Raw genomic sequence first — 17,523 nt, forward strand, 5'->3', positions numbered from 1 at the left:
CAAGCGCACATGAACGGTTCCCGCACTCTCGGCACCGCAACTAGAGGAGAGACTGTGCCCACTGTGCCCCCGGCCGCGACGGCAGCCGACGCGGTGGACGTGACCGCGCTGTTGGAGCGCGGGCGGACCCTGGCCACCCCCGTACTGAGGGCGGCCATCGAGCGGCTCGCGCCGCCCATGAACACCGTCGCCGCCTACCACTTCGGCTGGATCGACACCCACGGCAAACCGGCCGACGGCGACGGCGGCAAGGCGGTGCGCCCCGCGCTCGCCGTACTGTCCGCCGAGGTCACCGGCGCCGCCCCCGAGGTCGGCATCCCCGGCGCGGTCGCGGTGGAACTGGTGCACAACTTCTCGCTGCTGCACGACGATCTGATGGACGGCGACGAACAGCGCCGCCACCGCGACACCGTGTGGAAGGCGTACGACCCCGCCCAGGCCATCCTCGTCGGCGACGCCCTCATGGCCCTCGCCAACGAGATCCTCCTCGAACTCGGCACCGCCGAGGCGGCCCGCGCCACCCGCCGTATCACCGCGGCGACCCGGGCCCTCATCGACGGCCAGGCCCAGGACATCTCCTTCGAGCACCGCGAGCGGGTCACCGTCGAGGAGTGCCTGGAGATGGAGGGCAACAAGACCGGCGCCCTCCTCGCCTGCGCCTGCTCCATCGGCGCCGTCCTCGGCGGCGCCGACGACCGCACCGCCGACACCCTGGAGAAGTACGGCTACCACCTCGGCCTCGCCTTCCAGGCCGTCGACGACCTGCTGGGCATCTGGGGCGACCCGGACGCCACCGGCAAGCAGACGTGGAGCGATCTGCGTCAGCGCAAGAAGTCCCTGCCGGTCGTCGCCGCGCTCGCCGCCGGGGGCCCGGCCTCCGAACGGCTCGGCGAGATGCTCGCCGCCGACGCCAAGAGCGTCGACTTCGAGAATTTCTCGGAGGAGGAGTTCGCCGCCCGCGCCGCCCTCATCGAGGAGGCCGGCGGCCGGGAGTGGACGGCCGAGGAGGCCCGCCGCCAGCACGCGATCGCCATCGAGGCACTGGACTCGATCCGGATGCCCGAGTACGTGCGCGACCGGTTCGCGGCGCTCGCCGACTTCGTCGTCGTACGGAAGAGATGATCGCCATCGACCGAAAGCCGACCGCCATCGGTCGAATAGGCCTCGCGTAGTCGCCGGCCGGTGCGCCCCGGTCCCCGGTATTCGCCGGAGCGGGCAGACACCTCCTGTCGGATGCACACCGGCCGACGGCTGACCCACCGCAGAGAGATCCGTCCACTGCACGAAGGGGAAGCCATGACAGCGACGACCGACGGAAGCACCGGGGCACTGCCGCCCCGGGCCACCGCGGCCAGCGACCACACCGACCACGTCACCCCTTCGGCGGCAGGGGGCCGGGACGCCGCCGCGCACGCCATGCGGCGGGCCACCGACTTCCTGCTGGCCCGCCAGGACGCCCAGGGCTGGTGGAAGGGCGACCTGGAGACCAACGTCACCATGGACGCCGAGGATCTGCTGCTCCGTCAGTTCCTGGGCATCCGCGACGACAGGACCACCCGCGCCGCCGCCCTCTTCATCAGAGGGGAACAGCGCGACGACGGCACCTGGGCCACCTTCTACGGCGGCCCGCCCGAACTCTCCACCACCATCGAGGCGTATGTCGCGCTCAGGCTCGCCGGGGACGATCCGACCGAGCCGCACATGGCGAAGGCGTCCGCGTACATCAGGCAGCGTGGGGGCATCGCCGCCGCCCGGGTCTTCACCCGGATCTGGCTGGCCCTGTTCGGCTGGTGGAAGTGGGACGACCTGCCGGACATGCCACCGGAGTTGATCTGGTTTCCCAAGTGGATGCCGCTGAACATCTACGACTTCGGCTGCTGGGCCCGCCAGACCATCGTGCCGCTGACCATCGTCTCCGCGAAGCGCCCGGTACGGCCCGCCCCGTTTTCGCTGGATGAGCTGCACACCGACCCGGGCCGCCCGAACCCGCCCAAGCCCCTTGACCCGCCGGGGACCTGGGAGGGCGCCTTCCAGCGGCTCGACAAGGTGCTGCACGGCTACCGCAAGGTGGCCCTGAAGAGGCTGCGCAAGGCGGCCATGGACAGCGCCGCCCGCTGGATCATCGAGCGGCAGGAGAACGACGGCTGCTGGGGCGGCATCCAGCCCCCGGCCGTGTACTCGGTCATCGCGCTGCATCTGCTCGGCTACGACCTCCAACACCCGGTGATGCGGGCCGGGCTGGAGTCCCTGGACCGGTTCGCGGTGTGGCGCGAGGACGGCGCCCGGATGATCGAGGCCTGCCAGTCGCCGGTGTGGGACACCTGCCTCGCCACCATCGCCCTAGCCGACGCGGGCCTGCCCGCCGACCACCCCCAACTCGTCAAGGCCGCCGACTGGATGCTCGGCGAGGAGATCGACCGGCGCGGCGACTGGGCGGTCAGGCGTCCCCAACTGCCGCCGGGCGGCTGGGCGTTCGAGTTCCACAACGACAACTACCCCGACATCGACGACACCGCCGAGGTCGTCCTCGCCCTGCGCCGGGTCCGGCACCACGATCCGGAGCGGGTGGAGAGGGCGATCGGGCGGGGCGTGCGCTGGAGCCTCGGGATGCAGTCGAGGAACGGCGCGTGGGGCGCCTTCGACGTCGACAACACCAGCCCGTTCCCCAACCGGCTGCCGTTCTGCGACTTCGGCGAGGTCATCGACCCGCCGAGCGCCGATGTCACCGCCCATGTGGTGGAGATGCTCGCCGTCGAGGGACTCTCCCGCGACCCCCGCACCCGGCGCGGCATCGAGTGGCTGCTCGGCGAACAGGAGTCCAACGGCTCGTGGTTCGGCCGCTGGGGCGTCAACTATGTCTACGGCACCGGGTCGGTCGTACCCGCGCTGGTGGCCGCCGGGCTGCCCACCTCGCACCCCGCGATCCGCCGGGCCGTGGCCTGGCTGGAGACCGTGCAGAACGACGACGGCGGCTGGGGCGAGGATCTGCGCTCCTACCCCGACGCCGCCGAATGGGGCGGCAAGGGCGCCTCCACCGCCTCCCAGACCGCCTGGGCCCTGATCGCCCTGCTCGCGGCGGGCGAGCACGACGCCAAGGCCACCGAACGCGGCATCGAGTGGCTGGCCCGGACCCAACGCGACGACGGCGGCTGGGACGAGCCCCACTTCACGGGGACCGGCTTCCCCTGGGACTTCTCCATCAACTACCACCTCTACCGGCAGGTGTTCCCGCTCACCGCCCTCGGCCGGTACGTCAACGGCGAGCCGGCCGTGCTGAAGACCAAGGCGCGCTGATGGACCGGCCCTCCGCCCCGGCCTCGGCCCCGCTGCTGATCGCCTGCGCGCTCGGCATCGAACGGCTCGCCCTGCGCGGCGGCGTCCGAGCCTTCGGGGGCGACAGGGGTGGGGTCCGAGCGCCCGGCGGTGACCGGGGCGGCGTCCGAGCCTTCGGCGGTGATCGGGGCGGCGCCCGGCGTTCCGATGGTGGTCGGGGCGGCGCCGGAGGCCCCGTCACCGTTCTGCGTACCGGCATGGGCCCCAAGGCAGCCGAGCGGGCCGTCACCCGGCGGCTCGCCGATCCCGACTACGCCGACGCGGCCGTGCTGGCCACCGGGTTCTGCGCCGGGCTCGCCCCCGGAACACACCCCGGGGACCTGGTCGTCGCCGAGGCGACCTGGGGCCCCGACGGTGCCGTCACCCCCTGTGTGGGCACCGAACGGCTGGTCAAGGAGCTGTCGCGGGCCGTGCCGGGGCGCACGATCCACACCGGCCCGCTGATCGGCTCCGACCACGTCGTACGCGGTCAGGAACGGGCGGACCTGTTCGCGACCGGCGCGATCGCGGTCGACATGGAGTCGGCGGTCACGCTCCACTGCGCCGTGAGATCCGGCGCACGCCCGGTTGCGGCCGTACGGGTGGTCGTGGACGCTCCAGAACATGAACTGGTCCGGATCGGCACACTGCGCGGTGGAATATCAGCCTTCCGCGTCCTTCGTGCCGTTCTCCCCGCTTACCACGAATGGCACCGTTCTTTGCTGCTCCCCAGGAGGTGAGCCAGATGGCCATGCCGCTCCGCCAGTCCATCAAGGTGGCGACCTATCTCGTTGCACAGAAGCTCCGCAAGCGCGACAAGTTCCCTCTGATCGTCGAACTGGAACCCCTCTACGCCTGCAATCTGAAGTGCGAGGGCTGCGGCAAGATCCAGCACCCGGCGGGGGTGCTCAAGCAGCGGATGCCGGTGGCTCAGGCGGTGGGCGCGGTGCTGGAGTCCGGGGCGCCGATGGTGTCCATCGCGGGCGGCGAGCCCCTGATGCACCCTCATATCGACGAGATCGTCCGGCAGTTGGTGGCCCGCCGGAAGTTCGTGTTCCTGTGCACCAACGCGCTGCTGATGCGCAAGAAGATGGACCAGTTCAAGCCCTCCCCGTACTTCGCGTTCGCCGTGCACATCGACGGGCTGCGGGAGCGGCACGATGAATCCGTCGCCAAGGAAGGGGTGTTCGACGAGGCGGTGGAGGCCATCAAGGAGGCCAAGCGACGCGGCTTCCGCGTCACCACGAACTCCACCTTCTTCAACACCGACACCCCGCAGACCATCATCGAGGTCCTCGACTTCCTCAACGACGACCTCAAGGTCGACGAGATGATGATCTCGCCCGCCTACGCCTACGAGAAGGCCCCCGACCAGGAGCACTTCCTCGGAGTCGAGCAGACCCGCGAACTGTTCAGGAAGGCCTTCGCGGGCGGCAACCGGGGCCGCTGGCGACTGAATCACTCGCCCCTGTTCCTCGACTTCCTGGAGGGCAAGGTCGACTTCCCGTGCACGGCCTGGGCGATCCCCAACTACTCGCTCTTCGGCTGGCAGCGGCCCTGCTATCTGATGAGCGACGGATATGTGCCGACGTACCGGGAGCTGATCGAGGGCACCGACTGGGACGCGTACGGCCGCGGCAAGGACCCGCGGTGTGCCAACTGCATGGCGCACTGCGGGTACGAGCCGACCGCCGTTCTCGCCACCGTCGGTTCGCTGAAGGAGTCCCTGCGGGCCATGCGCGAGACGGTCTCCGGGAACAGCGGGAGCGAAGGGAACGCCGGGACCAACGGGCACCAGCGGAATCAGGGGTGAGGTCATGACCGCCGTCTCTCTGGGCGTACCCCAGATGCCCGCGAGGCCCGTCGCCGAGCGTCGGCGCTCCCGGCAGATCCAGGTCGGCCCGGTGGCCGTCGGGGGCGGGGCGCCGGTGTCGGTGCAGTCCATGACGACCACCCGTACGTCGGACGTCGGCGCCACCTTGCAGCAGATCGCCGAACTCACCGCGTCCGGCTGCCAGATCGTCCGGGTCGCCTGCCCCACGCAGGACGACGCGGACGCGCTGGCCACCATCGCGCGCAAGTCGCAGATCCCGGTGATCGCGGACATCCACTTTCAGCCGAAGTACGTCTTCGCCGCGATCGAGGCGGGCTGCGCGGCCGTCCGCGTCAACCCCGGGAACATCAAGCAGTTCGACGACAAGGTCAGGGAGATCGCTCGGACCGCCAAGGACCACGGCACTCCGATCCGGATCGGCGTCAACGCCGGCTCGCTCGACAAACGGCTGTTGCGGAAGTACGGGAAGGCCACCCCGGAAGCCCTGGTCGAGTCGGCCCTCTGGGAGGCGTCGCTCTTCGAGGAGCACGACTTCCGGGACATCAAGATCTCGGTCAAGCACAACGACCCGGTGGTGATGATCGAGGCGTATCGGCAGCTGGCGGACCGGTGCGACTATCCGCTGCACCTCGGCGTCACGGAGGCCGGGCCCGCGTTCCAGGGGACGATCAAGTCCGCCGTGGCCTTCGGGGCGTTGCTCAGCGAGGGCATCGGGGACACCATCCGGGTGTCGCTGTCCGCCCCGCCCGCCGAGGAGGTCAAGGTCGGCATCCAGATCCTTGAGTCGCTGAATCTGCGGCAACGGCGGCTGGAAATCGTGTCGTGTCCGTCGTGCGGGCGGGCACAGGTGGATGTGTACCGGTTGGCGGACGAGGTGACCGCGGGGCTGGAGGGCATGGAGGTGCCGTTGCGGGTGGCGGTCATGGGCTGTGTGGTCAATGGGCCGGGTGAGGCGCGCGAGGCGGATCTGGGGGTCGCTTCCGGCAACGGCAAGGGGCAGATCTTCGTGAAGGGCGAGGTCATCAAGACCGTGCCCGAGTCGAAGATCGTCGAGACGTTGATCGCCGAGGCGATGAAGATCGCCGAGCAGATGGAGCAGGACGGCGTCGCGTCGGGGGAACCGGCGGTCACCGTGAGTTGACGACACGGGCTGACCGCATTTCCCGGGGGTTGCGTTCGATGTGCGGCTACCGCCGCGTGGCCCCCGGACCCCCAGCAGACTGCATTTTCCCGGGGGATAACCCCCGGACCCCCAGCAGAAAAGCAAGGCGGCCGACGTGACCGGCGCGGGCATCGCAAGGCAAACCTGAGTAAGCACGGATCGAGAGGGGGCCCGACGTGACGATTCTGGAGAACATCCGGCAACCGCGCGACCTGAAGGCGCTGACCGAGGCGGATCTCGGTGAACTGGCCGAAGAGATCCGGGAGTTCCTGGTGCACGCGGTCGCCAGGACCGGCGGTCACCTGGGGCCCAATCTGGGGGTGGTGGAACTCTCCATCGCGCTCCATCGGGTCTTCGCATCACCCGTCGACCGCATCGTGTGGGACACCGGTCATCAGAGCTATGTCCACAAGCTCCTGACCGGACGTCAGGACTTCTCCAAGCTGCGCGGCAAGGGCGGCCTGTCCGGCTATCCCTCCCGCGCCGAGTCCGAGCACGACATCGTCGAGAACAGCCATGCCTCCACCGCCCTGGGCTGGGCGGACGGCCTCGCCAAGGCCCGCCAGGTGCGGGGGGAGAGCGGGCACGACATCGCCGTCATCGGGGACGGCGCCCTCACCGGCGGAATGGCCTGGGAGGCGCTCAACAACATCGCCGCCGCCAAGGACCGCCCGCTGATCATCGTCGTCAACGACAACGAACGGTCGTACGCCCCGACCATCGGCGGCCTCGCCAACCATCTCGCGACCCTGCGGACCACCGACGGCTACGAGCAGTTCCTGGCCTGGGGCAAGGAGGTGCTGCTGCGCACACCGGTCGTCGGCAGCCCCGTGTACGAGGCGCTGCACGGGGCGAAGAAGGGCTTCAAGGACGCCTTCGCACCGCAGGGCATGTTCGAGGATCTGGGGCTCAAGTACGTCGGGCCGATCGACGGCCATGACATCAAGGCGGTCGAGTCGGCGCTGCGCCGTGCCAAACGCTTCCATGGGCCGGTCCTCGTCCACTGCCTCACCGAGAAGGGCCGGGGGTACGAGCCCGCCCTCGCCCATGAGGAGGACCACTTCCACACGGTCGGGGTGATGGATCCGCTCACCTGCGAGCCCCTGAAACCCTCCGGCGGGCCCTCCTGGACGTCCGTCTTCGGCGACGAGATCGTGCGGATCGCCGAGGAGCGCGAGGATGTCGTGGCCATCACGGCGGCCATGCTGCACCCGGTGGGGCTCGGCAATTTCGCGGAGAGGTTCCCCGACCGGGTGTGGGACGTGGGTATCGCCGAGCAGCACGCGGCCGTGTCGGCGGCCGGGCTCGCGACGGGTGGGCTGCATCCGGTGGTGGCCGTCTACGCCACCTTCCTCAACCGGGCCTTCGACCAGCTGCTGATGGATGTCGCCCTGCACCGCTGCGGGGTGACCTTCGTGCTGGACCGGGCGGGGGTGACGGGGGTCGACGGGGCCTCGCACAACGGTATGTGGGACATGTCGATCCTCCAGGTCGTGCCCGGACTGCGGATCGCCGCGCCGCGCGATGCCGAGCAGTTGCGCGCTCAGCTGCGGGAGGCGGTGATGGTGGACGACGCGCCGACGCTGATCCGGTTCCCGAAGGAGTCGGTGGGGCCGGAGATCCCGTCGCTGGAGCGGGTGGGTGGCCTGGATGTGCTGCATCGGTCCGCTGCCGGGGAAGGGGACCGGGACGGGTGCGTGGGCGAGGACGGTCCGCAGGTGCTGCTGGTCGCCGTCGGGGTGATGGCGCCGGTGTGTCTGCAGGCCGCCGAGCTGCTTGAGGCGCGGGGCATCGGCTGCACGGTGGTGGACCCCCGGTGGGTCAAGCCGGTCGATCCGGCGCTGCCCTGGCTCGCCGACGAACACCGGCTGGTGGCCGTCGTCGAGGACAACAGCCGGGCGGGCGGGGTCGGTTCGGCGATCGCGCTGGCGCTCGGGGACGCCGATGTCGACGTACCCGTACGGCGGTTCGGGATTCCGGAGCAGTTCCTCGCACATGCCAAGCGGGGGGAGGTGCTGGCGGAGATCGGGCTGACGCCGGCGGAGATCGCGGGGCGGATCAGTGCGTGTCTGGCGGTCAAGGGGGAGTTGCCGGAGGGTGCGAAGGGGGCGCCGGCCCCGGCCGGGCTGCCGAAGCAGAAGGGGGAGATGGGGGAGATGGGGTCGGCCGAGGGGGACCTGGCCAAGGGCGTGTCTTCCGAGGAGAAACCGTAGATGACCAGTGCCGAACCGGCCGCCGGAACCCAGGAGTTCGACCTCGGCAGGCTGCTGGCCGAGCGTGGCGCCGAGCGGTACGAACTGCATGCCCGGCACCTCAATCACCAACTGCCGCGCATGCTGCACACCATCGGCTTCGACAAGGTCTACGAGCGGGCCGAGGGCGCGTACTTCTGGGACGCCGACGGCAACGACTACCTGGACATGCTCGCCGGGTTCGGGGTGATGGCGCTCGGCCGCCACCACCCCGTGGTCCGCAAGGCGCTGCACGACGTGCTGGACGCCGGGCTCGCCGACCTCACCCGCTTCGACTGCCAGCCGCTGCCCGGACTGCTGGCGGAGAAGCTGCTCGCCCACAGCCCGCACCTGGACCGGGTGTTCTTCGGCAACAGCGGAACCGAGGCCGTCGAGACCGCGCTGAAGTTCGCCCGGTACGCCACCGGCAGACCGCGTGTCCTGTACTGCGACCACGCCTTCCACGGGCTCACCACCGGGTCGCTGTCGGTGAACGGCGAGGACGGCTTCCGGGCCGGGTTCGCGCCGCTGCTGCCCGACACGGCCGTACCCCTCGGTGATCTGGGCGCGCTGGCACGGGAGGTGAAGAAGGGCGATGTCGCCGCGCTGATCGTCGAGCCCATCCAGGGCAAGGGGGTGCACGAGGCGCCGCCCGGATATCTGCGGGCCGCACAGGAGCTGCTGCACCGGCACAGGGCGCTGCTGATCGTCGACGAGGTGCAGACCGGACTCGGACGCACCGGGGACTTCTACGCCTACCAGCACGAGGACGGTGTCGAGCCGGACCTGGTGTGTGTCGCCAAGGCGCTCTCCGGCGGCTATGTGCCGGTCGGCGCCACCCTCGGCAAGGAGTGGATCTTCAAGAAGGTCTACTCGTCGATGGACCGTGTCCTCGTCCACTCCGCGAGCTTCGGCTCCAACGCCCAGGCCATGGCCGCCGGGCTCGCGGCCTTGTCCGTCATGGAGAACGAGGGGATCGTGGCCAATGCCCGGGCCACGGGAGACCTGCTGAAGTCCCGGCTCGCCGCGCTCGTCGACAAGTACGAGCTGCTCAGCGATGTCCGTGGACGAGGGCTGATGATCGGTATCGAGTTCGGCCGGCCCAAGTCGCTCAAGCTGCGGGGACGTTGGACCATGCTCCAGGCGGCGCGCAAGGGGCTGTTCGCACAGATGGTCGTCGTGCCGCTGCTGCGACGCCATCGCATCCTCACCCAGGTCTCCGGGGACCATCTGGAGGTCATCAAGCTGATTCCGCCGCTGGTGGTGGGAGAGCGGGAGGTGGATCGCTTCGTGGCCGCGTTCACCGAGGTGATGGACGACGCGCACACTGGGGGTGGGCTGATGTGGGACTTCGGCAAGACACTGATGAAACAGGCGGTGGCCAACCGCTGAGGTGAGTTTGCGTCGGGCGGCCGCCGCAGGTTTGCCTCTGAGGCAAGAAATTTGCCGGAGAGGCAAGGCTGCGGCTGAATGGAGGGCATGAGCCCTGCCGAGGGTACGCACCCTCCTGAGCCGGCGGACCGTGAACTGCCCGCCGTCGCCCCGCAACTACGCGCCCTGCGCCGCCGGGCCTCCCTCACCCTGGAGGCCGCGGCCCGGGCCGCCGGGCTGTCGCCCGCCCATCTGTCCCGGCTGGAGACCGGGCAACGCCAGCCGTCGCTGCCGATGCTGCTCACGCTGGCCCGCGTCTTCGGTACGACCGTCTCCGAGCTGCTCGGTGAGACCGCCGCCGAGCGGGACGCCGTGCTGCGGGCCGACGACATGGAGCCCACCAGGGCCGGGGGCTGGACGTACTGGCAGGCGGGGGCGCCCGGGCGGGGTATGCAGGCGCTGCGAGTGCATGTGCCGTACGGCTCGCAGGGCGACATCGTGCGGGTGCACCCCGGTGAGGAGTGGCTGTACGTCCTCCGAGGGCGGCTGCGGCTGAGGCTCGGGGACACCGCGCACGCGCTCGCGCCCGGGGACAGCGCGCACTACGACTCGCTGACCCCGCACCGTATCGCCGCCGCCGACCACGACGGCGCCGATCTGCTGTTCGTCCACACGCTGCTGCAGAGCCCGACCACCGCGCTGTGCCTCGGGCCGATCACCCCCGGAGAAATGCCATGACCGACATGGAGGAGAAGTTCCCCCGCGCCCTGTGGGTGCGGCTGATCATCTACATCGCGGTGGGTCATGTCTTCGCCGCGTTCATCTACTTTCTGTTCGAGGTGGGGGCGAAGCAGTAGGGGCGCGGCCGGGGGCGGAGGCGGCAGGTGAGGTCGGGTGGCGGCCGCTCGGCCGGTGAGGAGGCTTCCGCGGAGCGCTGTCCGTCGAGAGGCCGCTGTCAGTCGAGCAGGCGTTCGCGGAGGCGGTCGCGGGTCTCCGGAGTCACGTTCAGGCCCTCCGCCATATAGGTGTCCAGGTCGCCCCAGGTCTCCTCGACCGTCTCGAAAGCGGCCCGGAGGTATTCGGCGCGGGCGTCGAAGAGGGGGCTCAGGAGTTCCATCACCTCGGGGGAGTAGGCGCTCGCGGAGCTGCTGCTGCGGTGGACCTTGTAGCGGCGGTGCTTGGCGTTGGACTCCAGGTAGTCGGTGAGGATGGCCTCGCGCTCGACGCCCAGGGCGAGGAGGGTGACGGCTATGGACAGGCCCGCGCGGTCCTTGCCCGCTGCGCAGTGCATCAGGGCGGGCACGCTGTCCTCGGCGAGCGCGTGCAGGACATGGGAGTGCTCGGCCGTGCGGTTCTTGATGATCGTGCGGTAGGAGGCGGTCATCCGGCCGGCCGCCTTGCCGTCGCCGAGCAGCTCGCGCAGCTGGTCCAGGTCGCCGTCGCGGACCATCTTCCAGAACTCGGCGCCGTCGGCCGGGTCGGACAGCGGCAGATTCACATTCCGTACGCCGGGCAGCGCGACGTCCGGGCCCTCCAGCTTCTGGTCGGCGGCGTTACGGAAGTCGAAGATCGTGTGCAGGCCCAGAGAGGCCAGGAACGCGGCATCCTCGTCGGTCGCGTGGGCGAGATGGCCGCTGCGGAACAGCACTCCGTGGCGCACCCGGCGACCGTCCACGGTCGGCAGACCGCCCACATCGCGGAAGTTGCGCACTCCGGTCAGCTCGGGCTCGGTCGACGGGATCTGCTGCGTCACGGGGGCTCCTCCCATCCGGCCGTCGGCGCCGATCGTCGACGGGCGCGCACTCGGCGTCGAGGCATCGCGACATCGTGGGCGTACGACAGCGAGGCGCGCACTCGACGATACGACACGGGTGGCCGCGCCCATGAGTTGTCCACAGGCGGCGGGTGGGCCGTCCGTCCTCGCCGGCCAGCCTCGTCATGTGCCGGTCAGGAGTTGTCCACAGGCGGGCAGGGCGCCGCCCGCCACCTGCGATGATGTTGAAGCCCGATTGCACCTGTTCGAATCTGTGGGGACCTGATGTTGGAAATCGGCGCTGACGGCCGTACCTGGCTTCTTACGGGGCCGAGGAGCGGTTACGCCCTGCGGCTCACCGAGGCTGACGAGCTGCTGCATCTGCACTGGGGCCCGCGGATCGCCCTGGCCGACGCGGAGGAACTGGCCGCACGCCAGGAGCTGCCGTACTGGCCGTTCGAGGCCCCGGTCGACGGACACGAGGAGTACCCCGTCGAGGGCGGCCCCCGCTTCACCCGCCCGGCCCTGTCCGTGCGCACCGACGAGCGGCGCGGCACGGAGTGGACCTTCGAGACGTACGAGGCGGACGGTGACGAGCTGCGGCTGCGGTTCAGCGACGACGGCCTCCGGATCACGCTGCACTACCGGATGCGCGACGACGTTCTGGAGCGCTGGGTCACCTTCGTCAACGAGGGGCCGGACGCCGAGCTGCTGCGGGCCGACTCGGCGACCTGGACACTGCCGCCGCGCGAGGAGAACTGGCGGCTCTCCCAGCTGCACGGCCGCTGGGCGGCCGAGTCCCGGCTGGTGCGCGGTGAGCTGACCTACGGGGAGAAGGTCATCGGCAGTCGCCGAGGCCACACCGGGCATCAGCATCTGCCCTGGGTCGCCCTTGACATCGATGCCACCGAGGAGCGCGGCGAGGTCTACGGCTGCGCCCTGGGTTGGTCCGGGTCCTGGCGGATCGCCGTGGCCCAACTCCCGGACGCGCGCGTGCAGATCACCGGCGGCGCCGGGTACGACGACTCTGGTCTGCTGCGGCTGGCGACCGGCGAGACGTTCACGACGCCCGTCTTCGCCGGACTGTGGAGCGACGGCGGCCTCGGCGGGGCCAGCCGCGCCTGGCACGCGTACCAGCGGGCGTATGTCATCCCGGACACGGAGCGGGACCGGCCGGTGCTCTTCAACTCCTGGGAGGCCACCGAGTTCGACATCTCCGAGGAGCAGCAGGGGGCGCTCGCGCGGCGGGCGGCGGCCATGGGGGTCGAGCTGTTCGTGGTCGACGACGGCTGGTTCGGGACCCGGACCAGCGACCGTGCCGGGCTCGGGGACTGGGCGCCCAACCCGGACCGCTTCCCGAAGGGGCTGAAGCCGCTCGCCGACTATGTGCACGCCCTCGGGATGCAGTTCGGCATCTGGGTCGAGCCCGAGATGGTCAACCCGGACAGCGAGCTGTACCGGGCGCACCCCGACTGGGCGCAGTTCCAGCCGGGACGAAAGCGGACGGAACTACGCAATCAGCTCGTACTGAACCTCGCGCGCGAGGATGTCCAGGAGTACCTCTGGGAGCAGTTGAACGGGCTGCTCTCCAGCGCCCCCGTCGACTACGTCAAGTGGGACTTCAACCGCTGCTTCACCGACGCCGGCTGGCCGGGTGAGCCGTACCCGCAGAAGCTCTGGGTCGAGCACGTCCACGCCTTCTACGCCCTGCTGGACCGGCTGCGGGCCGCGCACCCGGGGGTCGCCTTCGAGTCCTGCTCGGGCGGCGGTGGCCGGATCGACCTCGGGGTGATGTCACGGACGGACCAGGTGTGGACCTCCGACAACACCGACCCCCTCGATCGGCTCGCCATCCAGCACGGGTTCAGTCAGATCCATCCGGCCCGGGTGATGGCGGCCTGGGTCACCGACAGCCCGAACAACCAGCTCAACGGCCGGGTCAGCTCGCTGCGGTTCCGCTTCGTCAGCGCCATGGCGGGCGTCCTCGGGGTGGGTGGAGACCTCACCGAGTGGAGCGAGGAGGAGCTGGCCGAGGCGCGGAGCTGGGTGGAGCTGTACAAGGAGATCCGGCCGGTCGTGCAGCGCGGTGACCTCTACCGGCTGAGGGCGCCCAGCGGTGGGCTGAGCGCCGTGCAGTACGTCCACGGTGACGAGGTCGTCGTTCTCGCCTGGCTTCAGGCGCAGCACTACGGCGAGCCGATCGCCCCGCTCCGGCTGCGCGGACTCGACCCGACAGAAACGTACGAGTGCCGTGAAACGGGCGAAACGTACCGGGGTGCCGTGCTGTTGCATCACGGGTTGCGGACCGGGCTGCGCGGTGACTTCGATGCGACGGTTATCCGGCTGCGTCGCAGTTGAGCGATCTGTCCGAAATGAAGCATTGATTCCAACAAGCCCTGGAATAAAACCTACTGGCTCGTAGGTGCGTGAGCAGCGTCATATTCGTGACCGTGCGTTGCCGTCATGTCCACGTAATTCGGGCGGTTTTCCAGGGCGGTTGGAAAACGATTAGGAGCGCTCTTTTACGGAGCGTGATGGTGAATTAGCGGAAGGATCAGGGAGGAAGACGCACAGCAAATCCCAATGGTTGTCTCCAACGCCGCAAGTCGCTTACGTTCGGGCTCAATCCGGACGGACGCCCAATCCTGCCGCCGACCGGAGCCGCGTACCGACCCGTCCATGGCAGGAGCGGGGGACCCACAGGTAGTACCGCCTGTTCCGGTCTCCGGAACAGGCTTGGGGTAAAGCCGTGCGCACGCACGGCCGGGCATCTCCAGTCCGCACCCGACAGCTCACCTCGCAGGCGCCGGAGAGGAATTCGCCCATGCCCGCAAAGGGTAAGCACCGCCGCCCGAAGACCCAGCGATTCACCCGCTCGATCGCTGCCGCCGGAACCGGCGGAGCCGCGCTCGCACTGCCCTTGATGGGTGCGGCCGGCGCTCACGCGGCGACCCCGGCCGCCGCCGTTTCCGGAGTTTCCGAGAAGGCGTCCGCCGCCGCCGACAAGGCCGTCGCCGAGCAGAGCGCGCGACTCGACCAGGCCGAGAAGGCCGCGCAGGCCGAGAAGACCGCCGCCAAGAAGGCGAAGCAGGCGGCGACCACGACCTACACGGTGAAGGTCGGCGACTACCTCTCAAGGATCGCGGACGAGCAGGACGTCGACGGGGGCTGGAAGCAGCTCTACGCAGACAACCGCTCCGTGATCGGCTCCGACCCGTCGCTCATCCACCCCGGTCTCAAGCTCACGATCGGGGGCAAGGCCGCGGCGAGCGAGACGGAGCAGTCGTCGACCAAGACGCAGTCCGCGCTCACCTCCGAGCCCGTCAAGTCCTCGGAGGAGGACACGTCCTCTTCGTCGTCCGAGGCCGCGACCTCGCAGTCCGCCGCGGACGAGGCCGAGGCGTCGGCCTCCACCGGTTCGGCCGATCAGTCCGCCGAGTCCAGCGGGTCCGGGTACACGCTGCCGATCCAGGGCGCGACCGTCGGCACCGCCTACAAGACCGCCGGAAGCATGTGGTCCAGCGGCTACCACACCGGTGTCGACTTCGTGGCCCCGACCGGTACCAGCCTCAAGGCCATCGGCGCGGGCACCGTCGTCTCGGCCGGGTGGGGCGGCGCGTACGGCAACCAGGTCGTCATCCAGCTCGCCGACGGCTACTACGCCCAGTACGCCCACCTCTCCTCGATCTCCGTCTCGGCCGGGCAGTCCGTGAGCTCCGGTCAGCAGATAGGTCTCTCCGGCGCGACCGGCAATGTCACCGGGCCGCATCTGCACTTCGAGATCCGTACGACCCCCAACTACGGCTCGGACATCGACCCGTTGGCGTATCTGCGGTCGAAGGGCGTCAGCGTCTGATCGCTCGCCCGTCATGTCCGACCCGTCACTGGGTCCGGGACGGCGGGCACCACTCCTGAAGGCCGGACCCTCGATCCCCGGGGTCCGGCCTTCGGCGTGTGAGGGGGGCGCGGTCGTGAGTGCCTTGTTGCGGTCGTGTGGCGTGGCCGGTCGCGGTATCGACAGGTGGGCGGCTGTGGGGCCAGAGTGACTGCCGAAGCGCGCTGCAACCGCTTTCTCGCTGCTCGGCTCCGCGCCTTCGGGACTCGGGTGCGGCACGTCGACATGTCGAGGATGGAGACAAGGCGTCATGGCTACTCGTAGGGCTTTCGGAGTTCTCGCCGCCGGTGCCGCCCTCGGTGCGCTGGGGCCGGGTGGGGTGGCGCATGCCGGTGAACGTGCGCGGCGGAAGGGGCGGTTGATCGCTGCGGACGGCTTTCGGTGCGGGCTCGGGCAGTGGGCCGTCGAACTCCAGGACGGCGGTACGGTCACCGCCGAGCGCGGCGTGCTGGAGATCGATGTGCCGGCCGGGGCGACCGTCTGGTTCAGGCGGAGACTCGAAGGGCCGTATGTGATCGAGTACACCGCCACTCCGGTCGCCGAGGGTGGCGTCAACGACCGGGTCTCGGATCTCAACAACTTCTGGAACGCCGTCGATGTGCGGTCACCCGACGACCTCTTCGCCACTCCGCGTGGGGGCGCGCTCGACGAGTACGACTATTTGAAGACCTACTACGTGGGGTACGGCGCCAACACGAACACGACGACGAGGCTGCGACGGTATGTGGGCCAGGCCGGCGTTCGGCCGCTGATCCATGACTACAGCGAGCCGTTGTTGGCGCCCAACTCGCCTCATCGGGTGCGGGTTGTCTCCGACGGATCGACCGTGCGGTGGTGGAACAACGGGCGGCTGGTGTTCGACTACGTCGATCCGGAGCCGTACACGAGTGGGCACTTCGCGTTTCGGACCACGTGGAGTCACTTCCGGATCGAAGGGTTTCGGGTGTGGCGGTACACGGGGTGAGGCCGAGGGGAGCGGTGTGGTGGACTGCGGTTATTCCGGGTTGACCAACACTTGACACGTGGTCTATCTCACCGGTCGTCAACCCCTTATTACGGTCGCGTAGGTCACATCCGAAGGGGAATCATGGGGCGATGTGGCAGACGATTCGAAGAATGACAGCAGATCGATGATCGGGTCGTACGTGGCGGTGGGGGACAGCTTCACCGAGGGCGTCGGCGACCCCGGCCCCGATGGGGCGTTCGTCGGATGGGCCGACCGGTTCGCGGTGCTGCTCGCGGACCGGCTGCCCGAGGGCGACTTCGCGTACGACAATCTCGCCGTGCGGGGGAAGCTCCTCGACCAGATCGTCGAGGACCAGGTGCCGAGGGCGTTGGACCTCGCCCCGGATCTGATCTCGTTCTGTGCGGGGGGCAACGACATTCTGCGGCCCGGTACCGATCCCGACGAGGTCGCCGAGCGGTTCGAGCGGGCCGTGGCGCGGCTCGCGTCGGGGATCGAGACCGTGATGGTGACGACCGGGTTCGATACGCGGGATGTGCCTGTGCTCAGGCATCTGCGCGGGAAGATCGCCACGTACAACGGGCATGTGCGGGCCATCGCGGATCGGTACGGGTGTCCTGTGCTGGATCTGTGGTCGCTCAAGACCGTGCGGGACCGGCGGGCCTGGGACGACGATCGGCTGCATCTGTCGGCCGAGGGCCATACGCGGGTCGCGCTGCGGGCCGGGCAGGTGCTGGGAGTCGAGGTGCCGGCCGATCCTGAGCAGCCGTGGCCGCCGATGCCGGTGCGGGGGGCGTTCGAGGTGCGGCGCGACGACATTCACTGGGCTCGGGAGTATCTCGTGCCGTGGATCGGGCGGCGGTTGCGGGGGGAGTCCTCCGGGGACCATGTGTCGGCGAAGGGGCATCTGTCGCCGGACGACATCAAGATGCGGATCGAGTCCGTGGCCTGAGTCGGGGCGGTTGCCGGTGTGTTGGGGGTCGGGCCGGGTTGGGGTGCGG

General features: G+C 69.7%; 14 protein-coding genes and 1 riboswitch. Of the genes, 13 read left to right on the forward strand and 1 reads right to left on the reverse strand.

All coding sequences use genetic code 11. The annotated features are described in order from the left end of the window. The first annotated feature begins 9 nt into the window (after positions 1-9). The 9 genes from ACWD4G_RS05820 to ACWD4G_RS05860 all read left to right on the forward strand — a co-directional run bounded on the left by ACWD4G_RS05820 (position 10) and on the right by ACWD4G_RS05860 (position 10,767). A complete protein-coding gene (locus ACWD4G_RS05820) occupies positions 10-1,122 on the forward strand; it encodes a polyprenyl synthetase family protein (protein ID WP_451291149.1) in 1,113 nt (370 codons plus the stop codon). 174 nt (positions 1,123-1,296) lie between these two features. Beyond that, complete coding sequence (gene shc / locus ACWD4G_RS05825) at positions 1,297-3,294, forward strand: squalene--hopene cyclase (protein WP_451290945.1); 1,998 nt, start codon at positions 1,297-1,299, stop codon at positions 3,292-3,294. After that, positions 3,294-4,052, forward strand: a complete 759-nt coding sequence (locus tag ACWD4G_RS05830; RefSeq protein WP_451290946.1) for a phosphorylase family protein — start codon at positions 3,294-3,296, stop codon at positions 4,050-4,052. Before shc ends, ACWD4G_RS05830 begins: the two co-directional genes overlap by 1 nt. 5 nt (positions 4,053-4,057) lie before the next feature. Continuing rightward, entirely contained in the window at positions 4,058-5,125 is a 1,068-nt protein-coding gene (gene hpnH, locus ACWD4G_RS05835) for an adenosyl-hopene transferase HpnH (RefSeq protein ID WP_451290947.1), read from the forward strand. Between the two features lie 4 nt (positions 5,126-5,129). After that, positions 5,130-6,287, forward strand: a complete 1,158-nt coding sequence (gene ispG, locus ACWD4G_RS05840) for a flavodoxin-dependent (E)-4-hydroxy-3-methylbut-2-enyl-diphosphate synthase (RefSeq protein WP_451290948.1) — start codon at positions 5,130-5,132, stop codon at positions 6,285-6,287. Between the two features lie 197 nt (positions 6,288-6,484). Beyond that, positions 6,485-8,521: a 1-deoxy-D-xylulose-5-phosphate synthase gene (gene dxs, locus ACWD4G_RS05845; RefSeq protein WP_451290949.1), complete on the forward strand. Its 2,037-nt coding sequence runs from the start codon at positions 6,485-6,487 to the stop codon at positions 8,519-8,521. Next, the gene (locus ACWD4G_RS05850) at positions 8,522-9,931 is read left to right on the forward strand and encodes an aspartate aminotransferase family protein (protein WP_451290950.1); all 1,410 of its coding nucleotides are present in this window, start codon (positions 8,522-8,524) and stop codon (positions 9,929-9,931) included. An 87-nt stretch (positions 9,932-10,018) separates the two neighbouring features. Then, positions 10,019-10,648: a helix-turn-helix domain-containing protein gene (locus ACWD4G_RS05855; protein ID WP_451290951.1), complete on the forward strand. Its 630-nt coding sequence runs from the start codon at positions 10,019-10,021 to the stop codon at positions 10,646-10,648. Further along, positions 10,645-10,767 (forward strand): DUF6126 family protein, encoded by a 123-nt coding sequence (locus tag ACWD4G_RS05860; protein ID WP_451290952.1) that lies wholly within the window; start codon positions 10,645-10,647, stop codon positions 10,765-10,767. The genes ACWD4G_RS05855 and ACWD4G_RS05860 overlap by 4 nt, the downstream gene beginning before the upstream one ends. Before the next feature lie 98 nt (positions 10,768-10,865). On the opposite strand, the gene ACWD4G_RS05865 is transcribed toward ACWD4G_RS05860, so the two are convergent. Beyond that, a complete protein-coding gene (locus tag ACWD4G_RS05865; protein ID WP_451290953.1) occupies positions 10,866-11,663 on the reverse strand; it encodes a tyrosine-protein phosphatase in 798 nt (265 codons plus the stop codon). 285 nt (positions 11,664-11,948) lie between these two features. Between ACWD4G_RS05865 and ACWD4G_RS05870 the strand changes: the two genes are divergently transcribed. The 4 genes from ACWD4G_RS05870 to ACWD4G_RS05885 all read left to right on the forward strand — a co-directional run bounded on the left by ACWD4G_RS05870 (position 11,949) and on the right by ACWD4G_RS05885 (position 17,474). Continuing rightward, the gene (locus tag ACWD4G_RS05870; protein ID WP_451290954.1) at positions 11,949-14,021 is read left to right on the forward strand and encodes an alpha-galactosidase; all 2,073 of its coding nucleotides are present in this window, start codon (positions 11,949-11,951) and stop codon (positions 14,019-14,021) included. Between the two features lie 301 nt (positions 14,022-14,322). Further along, positions 14,323-14,482: riboswitch (cyclic di-AMP (ydaO/yuaA leader) on the forward strand. Between the two features lie 5 nt (positions 14,483-14,487). Further along, positions 14,488-15,519: a LysM peptidoglycan-binding domain-containing M23 family metallopeptidase gene (locus tag ACWD4G_RS05875; protein ID WP_451290955.1), complete on the forward strand. Its 1,032-nt coding sequence runs from the start codon at positions 14,488-14,490 to the stop codon at positions 15,517-15,519. Between the two features lie 289 nt (positions 15,520-15,808). Further along, positions 15,809-16,522, forward strand: coding sequence for a DUF6250 domain-containing protein (locus tag ACWD4G_RS05880; RefSeq protein ID WP_451290956.1), 714 nt, complete (start codon positions 15,809-15,811; stop codon positions 16,520-16,522). Between the two features lie 166 nt (positions 16,523-16,688). Further along, positions 16,689-17,474 (forward strand): SGNH/GDSL hydrolase family protein, encoded by a 786-nt coding sequence (locus ACWD4G_RS05885; protein ID WP_451290957.1) that lies wholly within the window; start codon positions 16,689-16,691, stop codon positions 17,472-17,474. Positions 17,475-17,523: the final 49 nt, after the last annotated feature.

The sequence above is a fragment of the Streptomyces sp. NPDC002643 genome, from assembly GCF_053592555.1.

What these genes read in the sequence shown, in the direction of transcription:
- ACWD4G_RS05830 (WP_451290946.1), top strand. Translation starts at nt 3,294, where the DNA reads ATGGACCGGCCCTCCGCCCCGGCCTCGGCCCCGCTGCTGATCGCCTGC.
- ACWD4G_RS05855 (WP_451290951.1), top strand. Translation starts at nt 10,019, where the DNA reads ATGAGCCCTGCCGAGGGTACGCACCCTCCTGAGCCGGCGGACCGTGAA.
- ACWD4G_RS05880 (WP_451290956.1), top strand. Translation starts at nt 15,809, where the DNA reads ATGGCTACTCGTAGGGCTTTCGGAGTTCTCGCCGCCGGTGCCGCCCTC.
- ACWD4G_RS05850 (WP_451290950.1), top strand. Translation starts at nt 8,522, where the DNA reads ATGACCAGTGCCGAACCGGCCGCCGGAACCCAGGAGTTCGACCTCGGC.
- ACWD4G_RS05885 (WP_451290957.1), top strand. Translation starts at nt 16,689, where the DNA reads ATGATCGGGTCGTACGTGGCGGTGGGGGACAGCTTCACCGAGGGCGTC.
- ispG (WP_451290948.1), top strand. Translation starts at nt 5,130, where the DNA reads ATGACCGCCGTCTCTCTGGGCGTACCCCAGATGCCCGCGAGGCCCGTC.
- shc (WP_451290945.1), top strand. Translation starts at nt 1,297, where the DNA reads ATGACAGCGACGACCGACGGAAGCACCGGGGCACTGCCGCCCCGGGCC.
- hpnH (WP_451290947.1), top strand. Translation starts at nt 4,058, where the DNA reads ATGGCCATGCCGCTCCGCCAGTCCATCAAGGTGGCGACCTATCTCGTT.
- ACWD4G_RS05860 (WP_451290952.1), top strand. Translation starts at nt 10,645, where the DNA reads ATGACCGACATGGAGGAGAAGTTCCCCCGCGCCCTGTGGGTGCGGCTG.
- ACWD4G_RS05870 (WP_451290954.1), top strand. Translation starts at nt 11,949, where the DNA reads ATGTTGGAAATCGGCGCTGACGGCCGTACCTGGCTTCTTACGGGGCCG.
- ACWD4G_RS05820 (WP_451291149.1), top strand. Translation starts at nt 10, where the DNA reads ATGAACGGTTCCCGCACTCTCGGCACCGCAACTAGAGGAGAGACTGTG.
- ACWD4G_RS05875 (WP_451290955.1), top strand. Translation starts at nt 14,488, where the DNA reads ATGCCCGCAAAGGGTAAGCACCGCCGCCCGAAGACCCAGCGATTCACC.